The sequence below is a fragment of the Cupriavidus sp. USMAHM13 genome (genome assembly GCF_001854285.1).
Lineage (GTDB): Bacteria > Pseudomonadota > Gammaproteobacteria > Burkholderiales > Burkholderiaceae > Cupriavidus > Cupriavidus malaysiensis.
Genome location: NZ_CP017752.1, coordinates 811,005 through 831,018 on the forward strand (window position 1 = coordinate 811,005; position 20,014 = coordinate 831,018).

A 20,014-nucleotide genomic window follows, 5' to 3' on the forward strand; every position below is an offset into this window, starting at 1 on the left:
GGGAAGGTCATGCCGCCGCGGCAGCGGCGCGCGGCGCCAATTCTAACCGCGCGCGCCCCGCCGCAGCGTCCCGCGTGCTTCAGGCAGCGCTGCCCGGCACGACGTTGTAGCGTTCGCGCATCAGCACGATCACGCGGCGGGCCCGCGGCAGGTCGCGCACCGCCTCCTCCTCGCCGCGCGCAGGGAAGTCGACCTCCGCGCTCCAGTTGCAGCCGGTATGGTCGGGGCGATGCACGCAGACCGCGCGCAACTCGCAGTCGCCGCAGCCGGGTACTTCGAGCAGGCATTGCGCCAGCATCTGCCTGAGTTCGGGGAGCGGCTTGCTGCTGCGGGCCATGGTGCAGCCTCCGATGGATGCGGGTGGCGGGGCGCGCCGGCCCCGGTCTTCAGTCCAGCGACTCGCGCGCGTGGCACGCCGGGCACAGGCCGTACAGCACCAGCATGTGCTCGCGCAGCGCGAAGTTCTTGGCCGAGGCCACCTCGCGCTGGCGCCGTTCGATGCCCTCGTCGGTGAACTCCTCGACGCGGCCGCAGCTCACGCAGATCAGGTGGTCGTGGTGGCCGCCCTCGTTGAGCTCGAACACCGCATGGTCGGACTCGAAGGTGCGGCGCACCAGGATGTTCGCCTGCACCAGCTGGTTGAGCACGCGGTAGATGGTCGACAGCCCGGCATCGAGGTCCTGCGACAGCAGCGCGCGATAGACCTCTTCGGCGCTCAGGTGGCGCTGGGTGCTGGCGCGGAACACCTCCAGCACGCGCATGCGCGGCGAGGTGGCCTTCAGGCCGGCGCGCTTCAGGTCGATGGGATCGGAGCTATCGGGTGGCATAAGCATGCGGCACAAGCCCGGCAAGGGCGGATGGCCGGGACGCCGCGCGGAGGCCTGGCAGACCACCGGGCCGCTGCGCGACGCCCCGAGCGGCGCGCGCCGTGGCAGCCACGGCGCGCAGGAATAAAAAGGTGGCCTGGCTTGTCGCCCGAGTAGCGACCGGATTGGCGGGTCTCATTGCCGCACCGGTCCTCTGACGACTGGCTACTGCCAAACGCTCCGCGTGACGGAGCGGTCCCCACAAAAGACGGTTGGGTGCGCCGCCGAGGGCGACGCTACCGGAATCCTGTTCGTTCGCGGCGCCGGCTGGGGGATGGAGGAGGACAGGGTTTGCCGCTGCCTTCCACCGCTTCCCTTGCGCTGCTTTCGCTTGCGCGCTGAACGATGGAACGCATTGTAAATGGGAATTAATCTCATTTCAAGCGGTTTTTTGGCGGATGGAAATCCCTTCCGCGTTCTCCCGCCGAGACTCCAGCGGATGCACCAGAGACATCGAGCCCACGCATAGGACGGCGAGCAGCAGCGCAGCGGCATAGAATCCAACCCCAAGGAGCACGCCCGTCGCGGCAACGGCCCAGACAGATGCAGCGGTCGTCAGGCCGCGGACGCGCATGCCGTCCTTCATGATGACCCCGGCGCAGAGGAAGCCGATGCCGGTGATGACGCCCTGGATGGCATGTGCCGAATCTGCCTGGATGTGCGCTGTGGTGCCGCCGTACCAGAGCGGCGCGTGACCGACGAACACGGTCAGCGCGGTGGACGCCATGCAGACGAGCCCATAGGTGCGCATGCCGGCGGCACGACCGTTGTACGACCGCTCGTAGCCCACCAGCATGCCGAGCAGCAACGCGCCCACCAGGTTCAAGCCGATGAACGCGTTGGCGGCCAGGAAGCTACCGCTCCAATAGTGCTGCAGATCACCGAGCATGGGAGGTCCTGGTCAGGAAGCGAGCCAGTCGCTGAGCGAACGGAGGGTGTCCTCGCTCAATTCGCCCGTCGCTGCGGCAAGCCGCAGGCGGCCGAGCAGGTAGTCCAGCCGTGCTTGCACCACGTCCAATTCAGCGGCGAACACGCGCTGCTGCGCGTCGAGCACGTCGGGCTCGGTGCGGGTGCCAACGTCCCGGCCAAGGGTCGTCGCCGCCAGCGCGCTACGCGCCGACGTCAACGACTGCTCAAGTGCAGCGATACGCGACACGCCGGTCTTCACCGACAGAAACCCGTCCTGCACGCTCAGGCGCACATCGCGCCGGGCCGCAGCAAGCTGCTGCTCGGCCTGGCTCTTCTTCGCAACGGACTCCCGCTCGCGCGAGTCCAGTCCGCCGCCTGCGTACAGCGGAATGTTGACTTGCAACCCCACCGTCGCGGAGCGCGTATTGGCCGCAACCCAGGGAGCCAGATTGCCGCTCTGCCCTTGTGTGGTGTAACCCGCCACGAGCGATACGGTCGGGCGGCTGGCGAGACGGTACTTGTCGATCTCGGCGCCGGCAATGTCGAGTTCCGACTGCCGGGTCTTGACGAGGAAGCTCTGCTCTTCCCCCCTGGCCTGCCACGCCGCGAGATTGTCCGGCTCCGGCGGCCGTGGCACAAAGCGGGACGCGAGCCCGCTTAGTTGATCGGGCGACGTGCCGACGATCTCCTGGAAGCGCGTGCGACGCTGCTCCAGCGCGGATTGCGCCGTCACTTCACGGCTCTCCACGCCGTCCAGGCGCGCCTGGGCCTCATGTAGGTCGGTGATCTTGCCCTGCCCGATGTCGAAGCGGGCCCTGGCGCGGTCGCGCTGCTGCCGCAGGGCCGCCTTCTCGGCCTGCACCACGCGTAGCGTCTCCTCGCCCAGTACCACGCCGAAGTAGGCTTCGGCCACACGCAGGGCGAGATCCTGGCGCGACTGGCCGAACTGTGTTTGCGCCAGGTTCGTCTGCTCGCGCAGTTGCTTCTTCGCCGCCACCGCGCCGCGGTCGTATATCGGCTGCACCAGCACCACGCCGGCCTGCCTCAAGGTGCCCGAAGTATTGGGCGAGATCAGCGACGCGCCGTCGTCAGCCGCGGACGCATGCACCACGGTCCGGCCCACTCCCCCCTGCAATCTGACGCTGGGAAGCAGCAGGGCGCGGCCCTGCACGGCCTTCTCCTGCCCGGCCGTCAGCGCATCGTTCGCGGCAAGGGTTGTCGGATCATGCGCCAACGCCTGCTCATAGGCGCCCACGAGGTCGATCGCGCCGGAATCCCCGGCGCTCAGGAAAAGCATGCAGCCGAGGGCCACCTGTCCGGCCCGCAGGGCCATATTCAATCGCTTCATCACAATCACTCTCAACATCCGATCCGCGATCAGACGGTCGCGGGGCGCTTGGCCCGGTACCACGTCGCATACAAGGTGGGAAGGAACACGAGCGTCAGCACCGTGGCCACGGCGAGGCCGCCCATGATTGCCCACGCCATGGGGCCCCAGAACACAGAATGGGTGAGCGGCACCATCGCCAGGATGGCCGCCAGTGCCGTCAGCACGATCGGCCGCAAACGCCGCACCGCCGCCTCGACGATGGCCGTCCACAGCGGAACGCCGGCGCGCACGTCCTCGTCGATCTGCACGACCAGGATCACCGAGTTGCGGATGATCATGCCAGCGAGCGCGATGACACCGAGCATCGCAACGAAACCGAACGGAATCCGGAAGGCGGCCAGCACCACGCTCACACCGATCAGGCCGAGCGGCGCGGTCATCAGGACAATCGCCATCTTCTTCATGTCCTGCAACTGGATCATCAACAGCACGAGCACCGCGATAATGGTCAAGGGCATCACAGCAAACACTGAGCGTTGTGCCTTCGCGCTCGATTCCGCCGCACCGCCGATCTCAATGCCGTAACCGAGCGGCAGATCCTTCTCGAGGGCGTCGATCCTGGGCTGCAACGCACGCGTGACGTCGGGCGCCTGCGCCCCGGCGATATCGGCACGCACGGTCATCGTCGGCACGCGGTTGCGCCGCCACAGCTCACCTTCCTCGCTGGCGAGCGTGAGGCGGGCCACCTGCGAGACCGGCACGAACTTGCCGTCGCGCACATAGATCTTGGCGTCCTTCAGGTTGTTCAGGTCCGTGCGCTCCGCTGCGACGAGGCGCGATACAACGTCGATATCCTGGTCCTCCTCGCGGAACTGCGTGATCGGCGTGCCCGAGATCGATGCCTCCAGCGCCTGCTTGATCTGGCCTGAGCTGACGCCCAGCGCACGTGCCTTGTCCTGATCGACGTCGACCTGCACGCGCTTGATGCGCTCGCCCCAGTCCTGGTTGACCTGGCGCACGTGCGGCTCCTCACGCATGATGGCCGCCACCTTGTCCCCGATGGCACGGACCTTGTCGTTGTCCTGCCCGTACACGCGAAACTGCACCGGGTAACCGACAGGCGGACCGTTCTCGAGCCGGTTGACGCGGCCACGTACGTTGGGAAAGTCTTCCGCGAAGAGCTTCTCGAGCTTTTCCTTCACGCGCTCACGTGCCTCGCCGCCCTTGGTCATCACGATCATCTCGCCCAGGTTCAGGTTCGGCGTCTGTGCATCGAGCGGCAGGTAGAAGCGCGGCGCGCCATTCCCCACGAAGCTGGTCACCGCGGCGATGTCCGGATCGCCCTTGAGCATCGCATCGAGCTTGCGCACCTCGCTCTGGCTCGCCTCGAACGTCGAGGCCTCCGGCATCCACATGTCCACGATCAGCTCGGCCCGGTCCGATGCCGGAAAGAACTGCTGGGGCACTGCCTTGAACAGCACCAGCGCGCCCACGAACGCGGCGAGCGTGATGCCGAGCACCCACACGCGCTGTCTCAGGCAGAAATCGATGAAGCGGCGGAACTTGACATAGAAGCCGCGTTGGTAGACCGCCTCCTCGTCATGCGAGGCGTGCGCATGCGCCTTCAACAGCTTGAAACCGAGGTATGGCGTGAACAGCACGGCCACGATCCACGACAGCAGCAGCGAGATTCCCACCACCTGAAACAGCGAGTACACATACTCGCCGGTGCCGGACTTGGCGAAGCCGACCGGAAGAAAGCCCGCCGCCGTGATCAGCGTGCCGGTGAGCATCGGGAATGCAGTGGCCGTGTAGGCGTAGGTGGCGGCGCGGAACTTGTCCCAGCCCTGCTCGAGCTTCAGCGCCATCATTTCGACGGCGATGATGGCGTCGTCGACCAGCAGCCCGAGCGCGATGATCAGCGCACCGAGCGAGATGCGTTGCAGGTCGATCCCCATCACGTACATCGCCAGGAACGTCATGGCCAGCACGAGCGGGATGCTCAGTGCAACGACCAGTCCCGTCCGCAGGCCCAGCGACAGGAAACTCACCACGAGCACGATGACCACCGCCTCGGCGAGACTCTTCTTGAACTCGAAAACGGAATGCTCGACGATGCGCGGCTGGTCGCTGACCGCATGAATCTGCACCCCGACCGGCAGTGTGGACTCGATGCGCTTCACCGTTTCATCGAGCTTCGTGCCGAGCCGGATCACGTCACCGCCCTTGCGCATGCTCACCGCAAGACCGATGGCCTCGTTGCCGTTGAAGCGCATCCGCGAGGTGGCCGGCTCCACGAAACCGCGACGTACATCAGCGATATCGCCCAGCCGGAAGGTGCGCTGGCCGGCACGGATGCCGATGGCGCGGATGCCCTCGACGGAGTCGAACTCGCCGCTCACGTCCAGCCGCACCCGTTCGGCGCTGGTCTGCACCGTCCCGCCCGACGTCACCACGTTGGTTTGCGCCAGGGTCTGGGCAATCAGTGCCGGATCGATCCCCAACGAAGCGAGCTTGGCAGTGGAGACTTCCACATAGATACTCTGTTCCTGCTTGCCGACCAGGTCGACCTTGTTGACGTCGTCGACGCGAAGGAACTCGTTACGCGCGGCATCGGCGATCCGTCGCAGGTCGTCATAGTTGAATCCGTCGCCGGTGATGGCGTAGAGATTGCCGAACGTGTCCCCGAACTCGTCATTGAAGAAGGGCCCCTGCGTGCCCTGCGGCAGGGTTTGGCGGATGTCACCTATCTTCTTGCGGACCTGATACCACACACCCGGTACGGCGGAGCGCGGTACTTCCTCGCGCAGGTTGACCTTGATCTGCGTCTCCCCCGGCTTCACGTAGGTGGACGTATAGTCGATCTCCGCCACCTCCTGCAACTTGCGCTCAAGCTTGTCGGCAACCTGGTCGGCCATCTGCTGCGCGGAGCTTCCCGGCCAGTAGGCCTGCACCACCATCGTCTTGATCGTGAACTCGGGGTCTTCCTTCTGGCCCAGGCTGCCGTAGGCCAGCACCCCGGCCACCGACAACAGCAACAACAGGAATGCGATCATCTGCGGGTGCTTGAGCGCCCATTCGGACAGATTGACGCCTTTCACTTCGAACCTCCCGCCTGGGCCAGGGCCACCGCCTTCGCCACCTTCACCTGCTGGCCGGGCTGCAGCATATGCACGCCGGCGCTCACCACCGTCTCGCCGCCTGCCAGACCCGCCACCACAATGACGCTGTCGTTCTGCGCAGCGCCAAGCTTCACTTCACGCGCTGTCACCCTTGACGTCTTAGGGTCCACCACCCACACCTGGCGACCACGCTCGTGATCGACGATGGCGGTCAGCGGCACGCGCATCGCGCCACTGCCGTTCACGTCTGGAACCATGACGGAAGCGGTCATACCCAGACGCAGGAGGCTGGGATCGGCGTCAGCGTCCAGAATCGAAACGCGCGCAGAGTACGTGCGCGTGACGCTGTCAGCGTCCGGCGCAAGCTCGCGGAGCTTGCCGCTCCACGACTTTTCCGGATGTGCCCACACCGTGATCGTGAGCGTCGTGGCCTTGCGCAGTTCGTCTACGCGCGACTCGGGAATGCTGATCGACACCTCGCGCTCGCCGTCGGCCGCAACGGTGACAATCGACTGGCCGGCCGCCACCACCTGGCCGGCTTCCGCGTTGATGGCGCTGACCACGCCATCGCGGTCGGCCACGAGCGTGGTGAACCCGCGCATATTGGCGTTCAGTTGCTGGCGCGCCTGGGCCGAGCGCAACTGGGCTTCGGCCTGATTGAGCGCCAGGCGCTGCTGGTCCAGCTCGGCCTGCGAGGCAAAGTTCTGCGCCAGCAGTTGCTCGGTACGTTTCACGTCGACCCGTGCCTGGGCCACGCGGCTTCTCGCTGCATCGGCCTCGGCGCCAGCCGCCGCCACCTGCAACGTCTCCTGGGTGGGATCGAGCTGCAACAACGGCTGGCCGCGCTTGACATGGCTGCCCACTTCCACCATCCGGGCGACGACCTTGCCCGCCGTGCGGAATCCCAGCTGGCTTTCGTAACGCGCGCGAATTTCGCCCGAGTAGTTCGCGCCGACCGTGCCGTTGCTGCGCCCGACGACCACGGTCCGTACCGGTCTCACGTCCGTGTGTTCAGACGCGGGCTTCTTCGTGCACGCCGCCAGCAGGCTCGCTGCCGCGATGAGGGTGAGCACTGCTGCTCGATGATTCCTGTTCAATTTCTACGCTCCAGTGGGTACGTCACTCGCCTGCGAGTCATCAGCGGTTCGCGCCACCGAGCCAATGCAACGGACTCGTTCTGGGCATCAGCGACAGCAGGCCTGTTCGGGCATTCGCCCTTCCCAAGAGCCCGAAATATACATCATACTGACTTGGATGTCAGGATGACGTACAATTTATTATGTTGTGGGTGATGCATCATCGGCAGGGCGCAAGCGCATGAGGCGGAGAAGGCGCGTGCGGCCCTGCCGATCCGTGCTCCCGAGGAGAGAACAGATCAATGACCGTGATAGAGAAGGGATTTGCCGCTGAAGGAGAGCCGTGGAAGGCGATCGACCATCGTCAGCGCGTTGCGGCCAGGCGGCGCCAGCGCATGCGTTCGCTGTTGCTGAGCAGTGCCTTGCAGTTGCTTGTGGAGAATCGCACCGCATCGCCTTCGATCGACGACATCATCGCCGCGGCGCAGGTGTCGCGCGGAACGTTCTACAAGTACTTTCCGTCGTCCGATGCGATCATGCGCGAACTGATCGGGAGGGTCGCCGAACAGTGGGTGCGAGTGGCCGACCCCATCGTGCGGAGCCATGACGATCCTGCCGAACACATCGCCATCGGCATACGCCTGGCCTCGATGCTGGCGGTACACCAGCCCGGCGTGGCGGGCATCCTGGGACAGTTCGGCTGGGCGGGTCAGCAGGCGCCGAATATGCTGGAATTTGTCCGCCGGGACATAGAAGAAGGGATGCGCCGCAATCGCTTCGCGCGCATGCCGGTCACGCTGGCCTTCAACATCGTGACGGGCGCGGCAATGAGTGCGATGCACCGCATGCTGGAGACCGAGTGCGCCGATGATTTTTCGGAACTTGCCGCCGCGGTGGCATTGCGCGCACTGGGCGTGGAAAGCGCGACGGCCGACGCCATATCGAGTTCGCCGCTAAGCGCGAACATCGTGCTGTTCGAGGACATGCTCGGCGAAACGATCAGCGACGCGTCATAGGCGCGGCGCGCGATCGCTAACTGTCGGCTTCGGCGAGCGCGGCGAGCCGCTGCTGCGCCGTCTTGAGGAGAGATTCCGGAGCCGCGACCAGCTTCGGCAGGGGTGCTGCGACCAGCTTTGCAGCGCTCGATGCCGGTGCGCCAAGCGCTCTCAACACCGCACGGACGATGCGCTCGGGATAATCCCTGGCCGTTCTGCCGTTAGCAATGCGCTGGACGGCGATCAGCACCGCGCCCGTCGCCAGGTCCAGTCCCACGTCGGCGGCGTCCTCGCCGAACGTGCCGCGCTTCACGCCTTCCTTGATATCCGTGGGCAGGTGTTCATAGATCGCGCTCTGCTTGCCGACGAGACTGAAACCCGTGCTGGAAAGAAACCGCGCCACCACCGGATAAGTGCGCACAAGGTGCAGATACAGCCGACCGGCGGTCGCAACGCGCAGCGCCGGATCCTCGACTTCGCCCACGACGCCATCGATCATCTGCACCATATCGTGACTGAGCGCATCGCTGACGGCCGCAAGCAGATCATCGTTGGTGCGGAAGTAGTTATAGAAGGAGCCCTGCGAGACCCCGGCCGCTGCGATGACCTCCGGAATCACGCTGGAGCCAATGCCCCGCTGCGCAAAGACGATCATCGCACTTTCGATGAGACGCCTGCGCATCCGCGCACGCCGTTCAGCAGCAACGCGTGGACGATGGTCTTGGAATTCGGGATCGGCGGACATCTTCGATAGGAGGAGCGAGCTTGTTTGACGGGCGATTATGGCACAGCGCGGGACAGCATCCTGCACGCCCGCGGCTCGCCCACGTCCTTTGTAAGATAATGTATGTCATCATGACAATGTAGTCAGTATGGAGCAGAATGCCGGACTTCATCGTCCTGCTCCCTGGATTCCTGCCGTGCATCAGCCCCCCCTGTCTCCGCTGCCTCCGCTGCCTCCGGGCCAGGATCGACATCGGCTGATCGCGTGCGAGCATTGCGACGCACTTCACGTCCGCACGGCAATGGAGACGGGGGAACGGGCCATCTGCCGGCGCTGCGGCGCGGAGTTGTATCGCGACAGTACGCGGGCCTACCGCCGCCTGCTGCCGCTCGTCGTGACGGCCGTGGTCCTGTTGTTGATCTCCAACATGTACCCGATCGTCGCCATGGACCTCAAGGGCACGCGCATGGAGACCACCCTGTGGGGCGCGATACAGGTGCTCTACACGGACGACATGCCGCTGGTGGCCCTGCTCGTGTTCGCCACCACGCTCCTGCTGCCGTTGGCCGAGCTGCTCATGATGGGCTTCCTGCTCGTGCCGATGGCCCGGCACCGCAAGCCGCGCGCGTTCCATCGCATCGCGCGCGCCATCCTGCTGACCCGCCCTTGGGGCATGATCGAGGTGTTCATGATCGGGGTGCTTGTCACGCTGGTGAAACTCTCTACCGTCGCGCAGGTGCTGCCGGGCGTGGCGCTCTGGTCGTTCGGCGCACTGGTGGCGGTCCTCGCCGCCATCCTGTCGTTCCCCCCGTGCGACCTCTGGCACCATCTGGCACCACCTCGATGTGCGCGGGACGGACAGGGTGCCAGCCGCCCCCCCGGATACCGCGTCATGAGCGCGCACCGGCCGCACCACCCGACCGCGACCGCGCAGGGCCTGCTGGCGTGCCATGCGTGTGCTCTGCTCAGTCCGATGGCGCTGGCAGGAGCTCCCTGTCCGCGCTGCGGCGCTGTACTGCATCGTCGAAAGCCCGCCAGCATGACCCGTGCCTGGGCCTTTCTGCTGTCCGCCTACCTGCTCTATATCCCGGCCAACCTGCTGCCGATCATGGTGACGCAGTCCATCTTCGGCACCCAGCACGACACCATCCTGTCAGGCGTGGTCTATCTGTGGCTGTCGGGCTCGCACCTGCTGTCTCTGGTCGTGCTGATCGCCAGCGTCGTCGTCCCGCTGTTGAAGATGATGATCCTGACGCTGCTGTTACTGACGGTGCGCCGCCGCTCAACCTGGCGCATCCGGGAGCAGACCAGGCTCTACGCGCTGGTCGAAGTCATCGGCCGGTGGTCCATGCTCGACATCTTCGTGGTGGCACTGCTGGCATCGCTGGTACGGGCCGGGGCGCTCGCCACCATCACCCCAGGGGCCGGCGCCCTGGCCTTTGCCGCGGTGGTCGTACTGACCATGCTCGCATCATTGAGTTTCGATCCCCGCCTGCTGTGGGATACCTTCGATTCGCCGCCCCATTCCCTCGATTCTTCGCAAGCCGACCATGCCGGAACACATTGATCCTCCCACGCCGCAAAGCATACCGCTGCCGGACCGCAGGCCGCCCGCGCGCTGGCTGCCTTCGCTGGTCTGGCTGATTCCCATCGTTGCCGCGGTGGTCGGACTTTCGCTGCTGATCCACACACTGACGTCGCGCGGGCCGGAAATCACCGTCACATTCCACACCGCGGAAGGCCTGACGCCCGGTAAAACCCCCGTGCGCTACAAGGACGTCGATATCGGCCTGGTCAAAGCGGCACGGCTGGCGGCGGACCGCTCTCATGTGATCGCGACCATTGAACTGACAAAGGACGCCAGGAACTTCGCCGTGGCCGATACACGTTTCTGGGTGGTTCGGCCGCGCTTTGCCATCAGCGGCGTGTCGGGGCTGGAGACGCTGCTGTCCGGCGCCTATATCGGCGTGGATGCGGGCAAGTCTGCCGAGACGGCGCACAGCTTCACCGGGCTCGAAGTCCCCCCCGTCATCACCACCGATGCCTCGGGCAGGCAGTTCGTGCTCCGCGCGCAAGACCTGGGCTCGCTCGACATTGGCTCACCGGTCTACTATCGTCGTGTGCCAGTCGGCCATGTAGTGGCCTACCAGCTCGAGCCGAACGGCCGCGACATCACGCTGCGGGTCTTCGTCAACAAGCCCTATGACAAGCTCGTCTCCGCCGATACGCGCTTCTGGCATGCCAGCGGCGTCGACCTCAAGCTCGACGCGAACGGGCTGAAGCTATCCACGCAGTCGCTGGTCACCGTGATGCTTGGCGGCGTGGCATTCCAGGCCCCGGAGCGCTCGGCCGCGCATACCGCAGCCGCGGAGAACACCGAGTTCCTGCTGGCGGCCGACCAGTCCGAAGCCATGAAGGAACCGGAGGAGCTCGCCCCCGCGCTGGCAGTCCTCAACTTTGATCAGTCGGTGCGCGGCTTGTCGCCCGGCGCGCCTGTCGATTTCCGCGGCGTGACGGTCGGGCAGGTACGCTCGATCGGTATCGAATACCAGCGTGACAAGAAAGCCTTCCGCATGCCCGTGGTGGTGGAGCTATATCCGTCCCGCATGGGCCTGCGCGAGAAAGACGTGGCCGACGACACACGCAAGCTTGCCATCGTGCACAGCCTGGTACAGCGCGGCATGCGTGCGCAGCTGCGCACCGGCAACCTGCTGACCGGCCAGCTATACGTGGCACTCGACTTCTTTCCCAAAGCGCCTCTGCCCGATGAGCTTGACCTGAACGCGTCGCCTCCACAACTCCCGACCACGCCGGGCACCTTTGACGAACTGCAGGCCAAGCTTGGTGACATCGTGACCAAGATCGGCAAAGTCCCGTTCGACCAGATCGGCCAGGACGCGCGCACGGCGATGGTGTCGATGAACAGGATGCTCGTCAACGCGGACAAGCTCGTGGCACAGGTCAATGGCGATGTGGCGCCGCAGGTGCTGGCGGCGCTGGAGGATGCGCGCCGCACGCTCGCCACGGCCAATGGCGCGCTGGCGCCCGACGCATCACTGCAGCAGGACACACGGCGGATGATGCAGGAACTCACACGAACTGCCGCTTCGCTGCGCACGCTCACCGACTATCTCGAACGGCATCCCGAAGCGCTCCTGCAAGGAAAGAGGGAAGAGAAATGATGACACGCCTGACCCTGCTGTTTCCACCTGCCCTCGCGGCTGCGGCCCTGATGAACGGCTGCGCGTCGCCCGAGCCGCATTACTACACGCTGGCGGCCAGCCCGGCCAAGGCCGCGGCGGCCGTGACCGGGCGGGCCAGCCGGACCGGCGGGCCACTATGGATCGAGGTCACGCCAGTGCGTGTGCCGGAGCGCCTGAATCGCGCTCAGTTGGTGGTGCGTGACGGCACCGGCAGCGTTGTCGAGCTGCTCGACACATCGCGCTGGGCGTCTTCATTGCCGGACGAGCTACGCGATGCGCTGTCGCAGCACCTGCAATCGAGTCTTGATGCGGTGGATGTCTATCAGCACGGCCTGTCGGCGGCGCAGCCCGCGTTCCGCGTGACAACCGAGGTGGTCAGCCTTGACGCCGATGTGGGCAAGCGGGCCGCGGCAACGATCACCTGGACCGTGCGGCGACTTCCGGACGGCAAAGTCCTGAGCGGCCGCACTGAAATGGAAGTGCCGGCACCGGGGCAGGTGGACGGCGTGGTGAATGCGTACCGAGAGATCCTCGCCGCAACCGCGACCAACATAGCCGCCAGCGTGCAGTCCCTTGAGCGCTAGGCATGAAACACCGCGCACCATGTGTACGGCGAAGCGGGCGGCGAGCCCGCTTTTTTCATATCTGTCTGCTAACGAAATACTCGCTCTGCGGTTGCCGGATCCTGCGCCAACTGCCGTCGGTCAATGAGGCGGAGTCGGGCTTGTGAACCTTGATCCGCTCGCGTTGGCTCGCGCATCCTGCGTGAACGCCTTGGCCCTGCAGGCACGGTGCTGGACCGGAACCGAATCCGCCGACCTTGACCCTGGCGGCGCGCGCTTGAACAAGCGAGCGAGGATATTGATGCAGCGACCGGCAGTCCCTTGTTGCTCAAAGGCGTGTCCCCAGCCAGCTGCGTACCAGGCTCACCTTCGCCCAGCGGCCCATCGCGCAGCGCTGCGCGGCGTCGGCGGTGGCCAGGCGGGGTGTGGCCGGCAGCGGCTTGTCGAGCTTGGCGATCACATAGATCTCGTTCTTCTCGATGGGCGGGAACGGCACGAAATAGCGCGCCTGCTCGCCGTCCGGCGCGCGCGGCAGGATATCGGCCACCGCAGCCGGCAATTCGGACGGCACGCCGTCGATATGGACGCGCAGCCGGGTGCCGGGCAGCAGGTCGTCGCTCAGGCTGCGCGGGAACACCGCCACCACCCGGGTCTGCGAACAGTTGCTGGCGCGCGCCAGCGTGGCGCCCGCGGCGACGCGCGTGCCGGGCGCGGCGAGGACGTCCTCGATGACCCCGGCATCGGTGGCGCGGATCTCGAGGTTGGACAAGCGCTCCAGCCGGCTTTGCTCGGTGGCGATCAGCTTGTCGACCGAGGCGCCGTAGTCCTGCAGCTGCTGCATCTGCGCCTGCAGCTGCACGATGTCGGCGCTGAGCAGGACATGCTGCTGCTGCAGCGCCGCCACCGGTCCGTCGGTGGCCGAGATGAAGACCTTGCTCTTCGAGGCCTCGCGGTTGCCCACGGCATTGTCCAGCTCGGCCTTGACCGCGGCGCGGGCGTTGTTGAGCACCGAGAGCTGGTAGCGCGAGGCATTGGTATAGGCCTCGCTGACCGCGCCCGCCCACTGCATGGCCTGGTTGCGGTTGACCACCTCCTCCTGCTGGTCGACCTGCGCCTTGGCGGCGGCCAGGCGCGCCTGCAGCGCGCGCACGTTGGCGGAATGCTCCTGTTCCGCGGCGGCGTGGTAGCGCTGCAGGTCGCGCGTGTTCGCGGCCAGCAGCGCCTGCTCGCCTTCGAGCTTGGCCTTGGCCGCGTCGTAGCGCTGCTGGTTGTCGAGCTTCTTGCCGGTGAGCTCGACCAGCAGGGAGCGGTCGATATTGGGATTCTGCACGGTCATCAGGCCCTGGCCCGCCTGGAAGGGCCTGCCCGCCGCCACCATCTGCCCGGTCACCACGCCTTCCACCGGAGAGGTGATCAGGATCACCGGGCTGTTGACCACGGCACGTTCGGAACTGCGCGTGAACACATTGGGGAACATCACCGTCAGCACTGCCCAGACGACGAACAGGACGAAGCCGTAGCCGGCCGTGCGCGGCAGCAGCCGCCACAGGGGCCGCGCGGCCAGGGGCCGGCGCCAATCGGCGACCTGGCCCTCATGCGTCGGTCCGTGGAGCGCCGTCGCAGGACGGCCGCTGACGTCCTGGCGGTGTTCGAGAGAATCGGGTTCGAGCGAGTCGGGTTCGAGGGAGTCGGGCATGGCGTTCTCCAGCGAACAGCGCATGACAATACAAAAGCCCGCCAGGCTGCATGGTCGCAATGACGCCAGGGCGCCAGGGCACCACCACACAACCCGGCCCACATGTCCCCGTTTCGCTTATGTCGCAATGTGCGTACCGATGGCGAATCGCTGCATCGGCGCAACCTGAGAGAATCGGCCGTCCGGCCCGTCGGCTTCGCGCTGATCAGAGCGGGATGGCCAGGTCAGCGCGAGTACCTCGCGAGTACCCCTAAGGCTAGTCAAGCGGGTAAGCACCTGCTGTAAAAATATGTAAGAGCCGGCGTGCCCACGTCATAGGGATAGTGATGCCGGGCCCGATGCGCCACGGCAGCATGACGCTGTTCGCTGCGCTGAACCCGCAGCGCGTCGGCGCGGCCCGCGCCGATGCGCCGTCCATCCCGTCCCGCGCGACTTCAACGTCCCGGCGCGCCGCCGCCGCCAGGGCGTGTGGTGCTGCCGCTGCTGTCTCCGCTGCCGCCGCCGCTGCCGGTATCCGTATCACGTTCGCCGCGGGGTGGCGCCATTCTGTGGGTTTTCCGGTGCAGCCGGTCCGTCGACCTCGACTTGTCATCGTCCGCCCGGCGTGCCACGGTGCCGTCGTCGCCGCTGTGCCGGGCGTCCTGGTCGCTGATCTGCTGATCGCTGTCGGCAGATGCATCGGCAGGTGGGGTCGCCGGTGCCGGATCGTGGGCGGCCGCACTGGCCGCGACGGTGCCGAGACCCAAAGCGAGTACGGCCGTGAGAGCGAGTTTGCGTTGCATGTCCAATTCTCCTTGGGAAAGAGGGCCACGGGTCCAGGACTGGTTGCATATCGCGTACCAGTGCGGGGCAGACGGCGAGGGCAACGCAGGCCAGGAGGATGCTGGCGACATGGTCTCGGAGACGAAAGAGCGTTGTGCTCCCCGCGGAAAATTTGCCTGCGCTGGCTCGTGAAAATTTCACGGTGCGGGCGCGAGCGCTGTCCCGGCGATCTGGCCGTGGCATCACGCTGGGTCATCGCCCCCCCCCCCGCTGTCGCGCTTCACGGCAAATTGGCGGCTCACGCCTGGCGTCACCAGCGCGACGACGCGCCTGGGCGCCTCAACCAGACGCCGCCATGGCTCATCAGCCGGATTGTGGACGGATAGAAGCCAGCCAGCGCTCCGTCCAGCTGGCTCGCATTTCGTACACCCTCCCGGTCTGGCTTTGGACACGGACGCTCTCTAGACTCGCTGCGGGGGGACCACTGGTGCTTGCGCCCTCCCTTCCGCATGGAAGGGAGGGCTTCGGGCATACCATTCCGTCGTCGCTGACGAGACCTGGCCAATGACCTCGCTGCTCAACCGATTGAGGGGGCGCCCCGTGCTGCGGTGGCGGTGTGCCAGCTTGCTCGCCTGCAGCCCGTCCGGCGGCAGTCTCAGGCCGAACCGGGGCGTGGGTTCGCGGCCGGAAGCCGCCTACGCCATGTGCGGCGTCCTGCGGTTGACGTCCGCCTACCTGAAGGCGCGCGGGCAAAGGCTACGCGCGCCGGTCCCTCCCGCGCACCGCTGGCGTAGCGCGCATTACGACGCCGCTTGATGGCGGTATGCGGAAGGCAAGGTTGACTTGGAACCCGGCGTGGTGCCTGGATCGAATCCGTGGCAGATATCCGGTGGATGGGCCGCGCGCGTCACGACGAATCCCCGGCAAGCAGGCGCTGTGGGACCTGGCGCCAGTTCCACGCCTTGCCTGCGCGCACGAGAATCCAGACCATGTCGAACCTGTCGTCCGGCCAGGGGGCAGGCGATAGCTGTTGGTCGGACAACTGATTCACGATCTGCGCGAGGAGTTTATGCTCCCACGCGATGAGCACGGCGCCGTCCCGATGCTTGACGTCGGCGACCAGTCCGTCCACGTCGTCCTTCAGGTGCTGGGTGACCAATGGCGTGGAACGTTCCATGTGCAGCAGGGCGGAAAGAGGACTGACTGTCTGCATCGATCGCCTGCTCTGGCTACCGGAACCCACGCCTGCCGCGAAGATGACATCCGGTGTGACGATCTCTGCGGCTGCCGGACATGGATCGCGATAAAAGAACCGGACCAGCGCACCTGCGCGCTGCCAGCCGCGCGGGCTCAGGCTCTCTGAATCGGGCTTGCCCGATTCGTCCACCCCGCCGTCATCGGGAGAGGGCTTTTCCGCATGGCGGATGAGCATGACTTTCTGCAGTGACATGGTCCCTCTTCGCGAAAGGATTCAGCGCGGGTTGCCGGGGAGGGCGGGCCGTCCGGATGGACGCCATCAGGACGAGGGCATAGGGCATAGTAGTACATGGGAGACTTGCGGTATGGCATCCCCGATGCCCGAACGCGCCAATGGCACCAACGTCCCGCGGTCGTTGACATGGATGCGCTGGCCGATCCGCCGAAGAAGAAGGATCGCTCGCCACACTCTCGTGCTTCGGCTCAGCTCGCGCCGGCCGCGCGGCCATGCGCGCGTTGTCGCATGGCCCGCAAATCGATGAGCGACGGATCAATGGCGGCCAATGGCGCTCAATGGCGGCCATTGGCGGCTTAAGCATGTCCGCAAGGGTCTGATTGAGGACAGGCGGTTCTGCTTTGTCTTTTCCGGCAGGTTCATTAGGCTGGTTCTTTCCATGGAAGCGGAGCCCTCATGAACGCCAAGCAACGATTGACCGTGCAATCGACAAGTGGTGTCCTGCACGTCGTCGCCATCTGGCAAGGCTTGGCGCCGTATAGCGACAAGATTGGCGGTGTTTCGGCCCATGTGGATGCCGAGCGCGGGACAGAAAGCCTGAGCATCGATGTGGTCGACATGTGCGAGCATCAACTGATGCGCGTCGCAGCGCTGCTGAGCCACTCGCGCTTGCCCATGACGGCGATAGTCGAGCCGGTTTGGCCAAGCGGGCAAGCGCTGGCACCGCTGCCAGAGGCGAAGGCGAAGGCGAAGGCGGACGGCGGCTAGGGATCTGCCGGGCCTGGCGCGATGCGCAGGTCCCGCCAAAGCCAAGGCAGCCCCGGGAATACCGAAGACCCCACGCTTCCCGGCACGAAAGCGCCTCGGGAGCACCCACAGGAGCGCATGATGCAAGCATCAGATCTGGAATCGCTGAAGGCCGTGCAAGCCGCCAGCTTCGATATCGTCGTCGGACTGACCACAAAGACCCTGAATGCCTGCGAGCAACTGACGGCACTAGGCATGCAGATGCTCAGCGAGAGCCTGGCGGCAAGCCAGAAGCATGTGCTCAAGGCTGCCACGGTCAAGGACGTGCCAGAACTCGTAGCGCTGCAGATGAGCCTGGTCGAGCCGGCAACGGAAAGCATGCGAAGCTGCGCGCTGCGCCTGTGCGAGATTGCTGCCGGTGCACGTGCCGAGTACCAGAAGGTCGCGCAAGCCCATTTCGATTCAAGTCTGCGCAATATGCAGCAGGCCTTTGACAAGGCACAAGGTGCGCCGATTCGCACCGACGGCACATGGAGCGCCTGGCAATCGACCTTGGCTTCCACTGCTGCCTTCTATGATTCCATGCAGCAGGCGACCAGGTACGCCATCGAGCTGGCCGAACATCAGGTGATCGACGCAGCCACGGCTGCCTCGAGCGCCGCGCGCAAGATCAATGCGGAGTCAGCGCGTACGGAGGCAAGGCGCTGATCCCTCGGGGCCGGGCCCGCAATGGATCGCGCAGTCCTCGGTCTCCGGGCGAGGGCGCCGATTGGCAATGCGGAGGCCTGGCTCCAGTGGGAGGCGGGATGCTGGTCGCAACGGTTATCGTCCTGGTGCTCATGCTTCGTGCCATCTACGTGGGCGCGAAGGTTGGACGCGTGACGTTGATCCGGCGCTCGGGCCGCGGGCTGCTGCACGTCGAGTTGCGTCGTTGTGTCTACATGGAGCGGCTGCCTGCGTATATTTCACAGTTCCCCGTTCCGCGGGAGATGCGCATGCGGGTGGTGCGTATGGCGGGGATTGTCCTTTGGCGCGAGACGCGCAGCATCGCTTTGCCGGATGAGGCCTGCTCTCATCTCGCGGATATATCCATTCAGGAATACGACGAACAGTTTCCGCGCTGGGCGCGTGTCCGCGCCTTGATAGAGGCGGAGCCCGAGCGGAGCCTGAGAGGAAGGCCAAGCCACTGAGGCCCCTATTCGTACACGCATTCCGCCGCATGCCAGGCGCGAACGACCTCTTGAACGGCCTCTTGAACGACCTCTACACAGCCTTCCGGCGTGCCACTGTCTGTTTTCAACCCCCTTTTTTTCCAGGCAGGAAGGGGGGTCTTTCTGGACCCTGCCGGGTGCGGCTCGGGCCGACGGATCGGACCCATCGCGATGGTGGATGTCCAGGTCCCGGTCATGCCATGGCGGCGGCACTGCGTGCCGGGTATGCGTCCGTTGCCGGACGGCGGTCCCGGGGATGCGTGGTGATCACCGGTTCGTCGGCAGGCACAGGTCGGGCCACGGCGCGCGCATTCGGGCGCATGGGCTGGCGCGTGGCGCTGCCCGCAAGGAGCGAGGCATCGACCGGCTTTGCGCTCACGCGAGGGTTTGGTATCGTTGGGCCCGCACGATCTTCACGTGCCCCGGAAGGCTGGCGGATCCCGGCGCGGATCCGCCCGGCGGAACACCCCGGGGCATTTGCCGATGCCGGGCGGAGAGACACTGCCCGCATGGCAAAGGCGATCAAGGACCCGAACTTCAGCCTGGACAGACAGCATATGAAAGACACGAGCTTCGACCCCCGCCGCGCAGCCCTGCGGCTGGCTTCCGCATTGCGCGCGGGCACGTCGATCGAGGCGTTGCCCGAGGAGGAGCGCCCGGCGACGCTGGAGGAGGGCTACGCGGTACAGGCTGGATTCGTCGAGCAGCTCGGCGAAGGCACGGCCGGCTGGAAACTGGCCGGCGCTTCGCCCCGTGGCCTGCGTGGGGCCTTGCCCAACCCGCCGGCCACCGGGGTGCTGATCCCTTCGCGCGTCTTCGCTTCCGGCGCGCCCGTGCGACTGCCTGCCGGCCGGGGCGCCACGCTGGAGGTTGAAGTGTCCTTGCGCTTTTCACGGGAGGTGTCGCCGGCGGACGAGGCCTTCGACGCCGCTTCGATGCTCGCGGAGGCTTCCCTGGCCGTGGAGGTGGTCTGCAGCCGCTACCTGGACCGCAAGGCCGTGGGGCAGCCGAGCTTCGTCGGCGACAACGTCGGCTTCCACGCCCTGGTCCGGGGCGACCGGCTCGGATTCACCGCCGGCTCGTCCTTTGACGGGGAGGCCGGGCTCTGGCGCGAGGGCGACCGCATCGCGGCTTCGCTGGCCGGCGACGACAGGACGAATCCGTTCTTGTCGCTCGCCTTCCTCTGGGACCGGCTCGGCAAGCAGCGCCTGCACATCGCCGAGGGTTCCGTCGTGACCACCGGCACGCTGACCGTGCCGGTCGACGTGACCCAGGGCGGTCACTACGAAGCGCGCTTGGGAGACGCCAAGGTTGCGCTGACGCTGGCGCACTGACACCAGCTGTTCTGACGCGGCCGTCCGGAGCCCGATTGCGGGCG

General features: G+C 66.0%; 19 protein-coding genes. 9 read left to right on the top strand and 10 right to left on the bottom strand.

Annotation, left to right across the window (positions count from 1 at the left end; all coding sequences use genetic code 11):
- Nucleotides 1–79: 79 nt before the first annotated feature.
- Together BKK81_RS21980 and fur are read right to left on the bottom strand one after the other, a co-directional pair.
- On the bottom strand, nucleotides 80–337 hold the full coding sequence (locus tag BKK81_RS21980) for a hypothetical protein (protein ID WP_071017715.1): 258 nt from the start codon (nucleotides 335–337) through the stop codon (nucleotides 80–82).
- 49 nt (nucleotides 338–386) lie between these two features.
- Complete coding sequence (gene fur, locus BKK81_RS21985) at nucleotides 387–833, bottom strand: ferric iron uptake transcriptional regulator (protein ID WP_071017717.1); 447 nt, start codon at nucleotides 831–833, stop codon at nucleotides 387–389.
- Between fur and BKK81_RS36785 the strand changes: the two genes are divergently transcribed.
- Nucleotides 832–954: a hypothetical protein gene (locus tag BKK81_RS36785; RefSeq protein ID WP_257786973.1), complete on the top strand. Its 123-nt coding sequence runs from the start codon at nucleotides 832–834 to the stop codon at nucleotides 952–954. The two genes, fur and BKK81_RS36785, sit on opposite strands and share 2 nt — an antisense overlap.
- A gap of 291 nt (nucleotides 955–1,245) precedes the next feature.
- On the opposite strand, the gene BKK81_RS21990 is transcribed toward BKK81_RS36785, so the two are convergent.
- From BKK81_RS21990 to BKK81_RS22005, 4 genes are read right to left on the bottom strand one after another with little or no spacing between them, the layout of a single operon-like run.
- Nucleotides 1,246–1,755, bottom strand: coding sequence for an MgtC/SapB family protein (locus BKK81_RS21990; RefSeq protein ID WP_335582883.1), 510 nt, complete (start codon nucleotides 1,753–1,755; stop codon nucleotides 1,246–1,248).
- A 12-nt stretch (nucleotides 1,756–1,767) separates the two neighbouring features.
- On the bottom strand, nucleotides 1,768–3,123 hold the full coding sequence (locus BKK81_RS21995) for a TolC family outer membrane protein (protein ID WP_071021995.1): 1,356 nt from the start codon (nucleotides 3,121–3,123) through the stop codon (nucleotides 1,768–1,770).
- 29 nt (nucleotides 3,124–3,152) lie between these two features.
- On the bottom strand, nucleotides 3,153–6,206 hold the full coding sequence (locus BKK81_RS22000; RefSeq protein WP_071017719.1) for an efflux RND transporter permease subunit: 3,054 nt from the start codon (nucleotides 6,204–6,206) through the stop codon (nucleotides 3,153–3,155).
- The gene (locus tag BKK81_RS22005) at nucleotides 6,203–7,300 is read right to left on the bottom strand and encodes an efflux RND transporter periplasmic adaptor subunit (RefSeq protein ID WP_231908192.1); all 1,098 of its coding nucleotides are present in this window, start codon (nucleotides 7,298–7,300) and stop codon (nucleotides 6,203–6,205) included. The genes BKK81_RS22000 and BKK81_RS22005 overlap by 4 nt, the downstream gene beginning before the upstream one ends.
- A 305-nt stretch (nucleotides 7,301–7,605) precedes the next feature.
- Here BKK81_RS22005 and BKK81_RS22010 point away from each other — a divergent pair, with 305 nt between their 5' ends.
- Complete coding sequence (locus BKK81_RS22010) at nucleotides 7,606–8,319, top strand: TetR/AcrR family transcriptional regulator (RefSeq protein WP_071017723.1); 714 nt, start codon at nucleotides 7,606–7,608, stop codon at nucleotides 8,317–8,319.
- 16 nt (nucleotides 8,320–8,335) lie between these two features.
- On the opposite strand, the gene BKK81_RS22015 is transcribed toward BKK81_RS22010, so the two are convergent.
- Nucleotides 8,336–9,043 carry a TetR/AcrR family transcriptional regulator gene (locus BKK81_RS22015; RefSeq protein ID WP_231908193.1) on the bottom strand — a complete coding sequence of 236 codons (708 nt, stop codon included), beginning with the start codon at nucleotides 9,041–9,043 and terminating at the stop codon, nucleotides 8,336–8,338.
- Between the two features lie 127 nt (nucleotides 9,044–9,170).
- Here BKK81_RS22015 and BKK81_RS22020 point away from each other — a divergent pair, with 127 nt between their 5' ends.
- From BKK81_RS22020 to BKK81_RS22030, 3 genes are read left to right on the top strand one after another with little or no spacing between them, the layout of a single operon-like run.
- Nucleotides 9,171–10,589, top strand: coding sequence for a paraquat-inducible protein A (locus BKK81_RS22020; protein ID WP_083384336.1), 1,419 nt, complete (start codon nucleotides 9,171–9,173; stop codon nucleotides 10,587–10,589).
- On the top strand, nucleotides 10,573–12,204 hold the full coding sequence (locus BKK81_RS22025; RefSeq protein ID WP_071017729.1) for a PqiB family protein: 1,632 nt from the start codon (nucleotides 10,573–10,575) through the stop codon (nucleotides 12,202–12,204). Before BKK81_RS22020 ends, BKK81_RS22025 begins: the two co-directional genes overlap by 17 nt.
- A complete protein-coding gene (locus BKK81_RS22030) occupies nucleotides 12,201–12,809 on the top strand; it encodes a PqiC family protein (protein ID WP_071017731.1) in 609 nt (202 codons plus the stop codon). The genes BKK81_RS22025 and BKK81_RS22030 overlap by 4 nt, the downstream gene beginning before the upstream one ends.
- Nucleotides 12,810–13,116: 307 nt before the next feature.
- On the opposite strand, the gene BKK81_RS22035 is transcribed toward BKK81_RS22030, so the two are convergent.
- The 3 genes from BKK81_RS22035 to BKK81_RS22040 all read right to left on the bottom strand — a co-directional run bounded on the left by BKK81_RS22035 (nucleotide 13,117) and on the right by BKK81_RS22040 (nucleotide 16,696).
- Entirely contained in the window at nucleotides 13,117–14,484 is a 1,368-nt protein-coding gene (locus BKK81_RS22035; protein WP_231908194.1) for an HlyD family efflux transporter periplasmic adaptor subunit, read from the bottom strand.
- Between the two features lie 434 nt (nucleotides 14,485–14,918).
- Nucleotides 14,919–15,266 (bottom strand): hypothetical protein, encoded by a 348-nt coding sequence (locus tag BKK81_RS35560; protein WP_156811417.1) that lies wholly within the window; start codon nucleotides 15,264–15,266, stop codon nucleotides 14,919–14,921.
- 887 nt (nucleotides 15,267–16,153) lie between these two features.
- Complete coding sequence (locus tag BKK81_RS22040; protein ID WP_071017733.1) at nucleotides 16,154–16,696, bottom strand: phosphoglycerate mutase family protein; 543 nt, start codon at nucleotides 16,694–16,696, stop codon at nucleotides 16,154–16,156.
- A gap of 438 nt (nucleotides 16,697–17,134) precedes the next feature.
- On the opposite strand from BKK81_RS22040, the gene BKK81_RS22045 reads away from it, so the two are divergent.
- The 4 genes from BKK81_RS22045 (at nucleotide 17,135) to BKK81_RS22060 (ending at nucleotide 19,970) form a co-directional block, all read left to right on the top strand.
- Nucleotides 17,135–17,446: a hypothetical protein gene (locus BKK81_RS22045; RefSeq protein WP_071017735.1), complete on the top strand. Its 312-nt coding sequence runs from the start codon at nucleotides 17,135–17,137 to the stop codon at nucleotides 17,444–17,446.
- Nucleotides 17,447–17,563: 117 nt separating this feature from the next.
- Complete coding sequence (locus BKK81_RS22050) at nucleotides 17,564–18,133, top strand: phasin family protein (protein WP_157903402.1); 570 nt, start codon at nucleotides 17,564–17,566, stop codon at nucleotides 18,131–18,133.
- Nucleotides 18,134–18,231: 98 nt separating this feature from the next.
- Nucleotides 18,232–18,615 carry a hypothetical protein gene (locus BKK81_RS22055; RefSeq protein ID WP_071017737.1) on the top strand — a complete coding sequence of 128 codons (384 nt, stop codon included), beginning with the start codon at nucleotides 18,232–18,234 and terminating at the stop codon, nucleotides 18,613–18,615.
- A 530-nt stretch (nucleotides 18,616–19,145) separates the two neighbouring features.
- The gene (locus tag BKK81_RS22060; protein ID WP_083384338.1) at nucleotides 19,146–19,970 is read left to right on the top strand and encodes a hypothetical protein; all 825 of its coding nucleotides are present in this window, start codon (nucleotides 19,146–19,148) and stop codon (nucleotides 19,968–19,970) included.
- The last annotated feature ends 44 nt before the right edge of the window (nucleotides 19,971–20,014 follow it).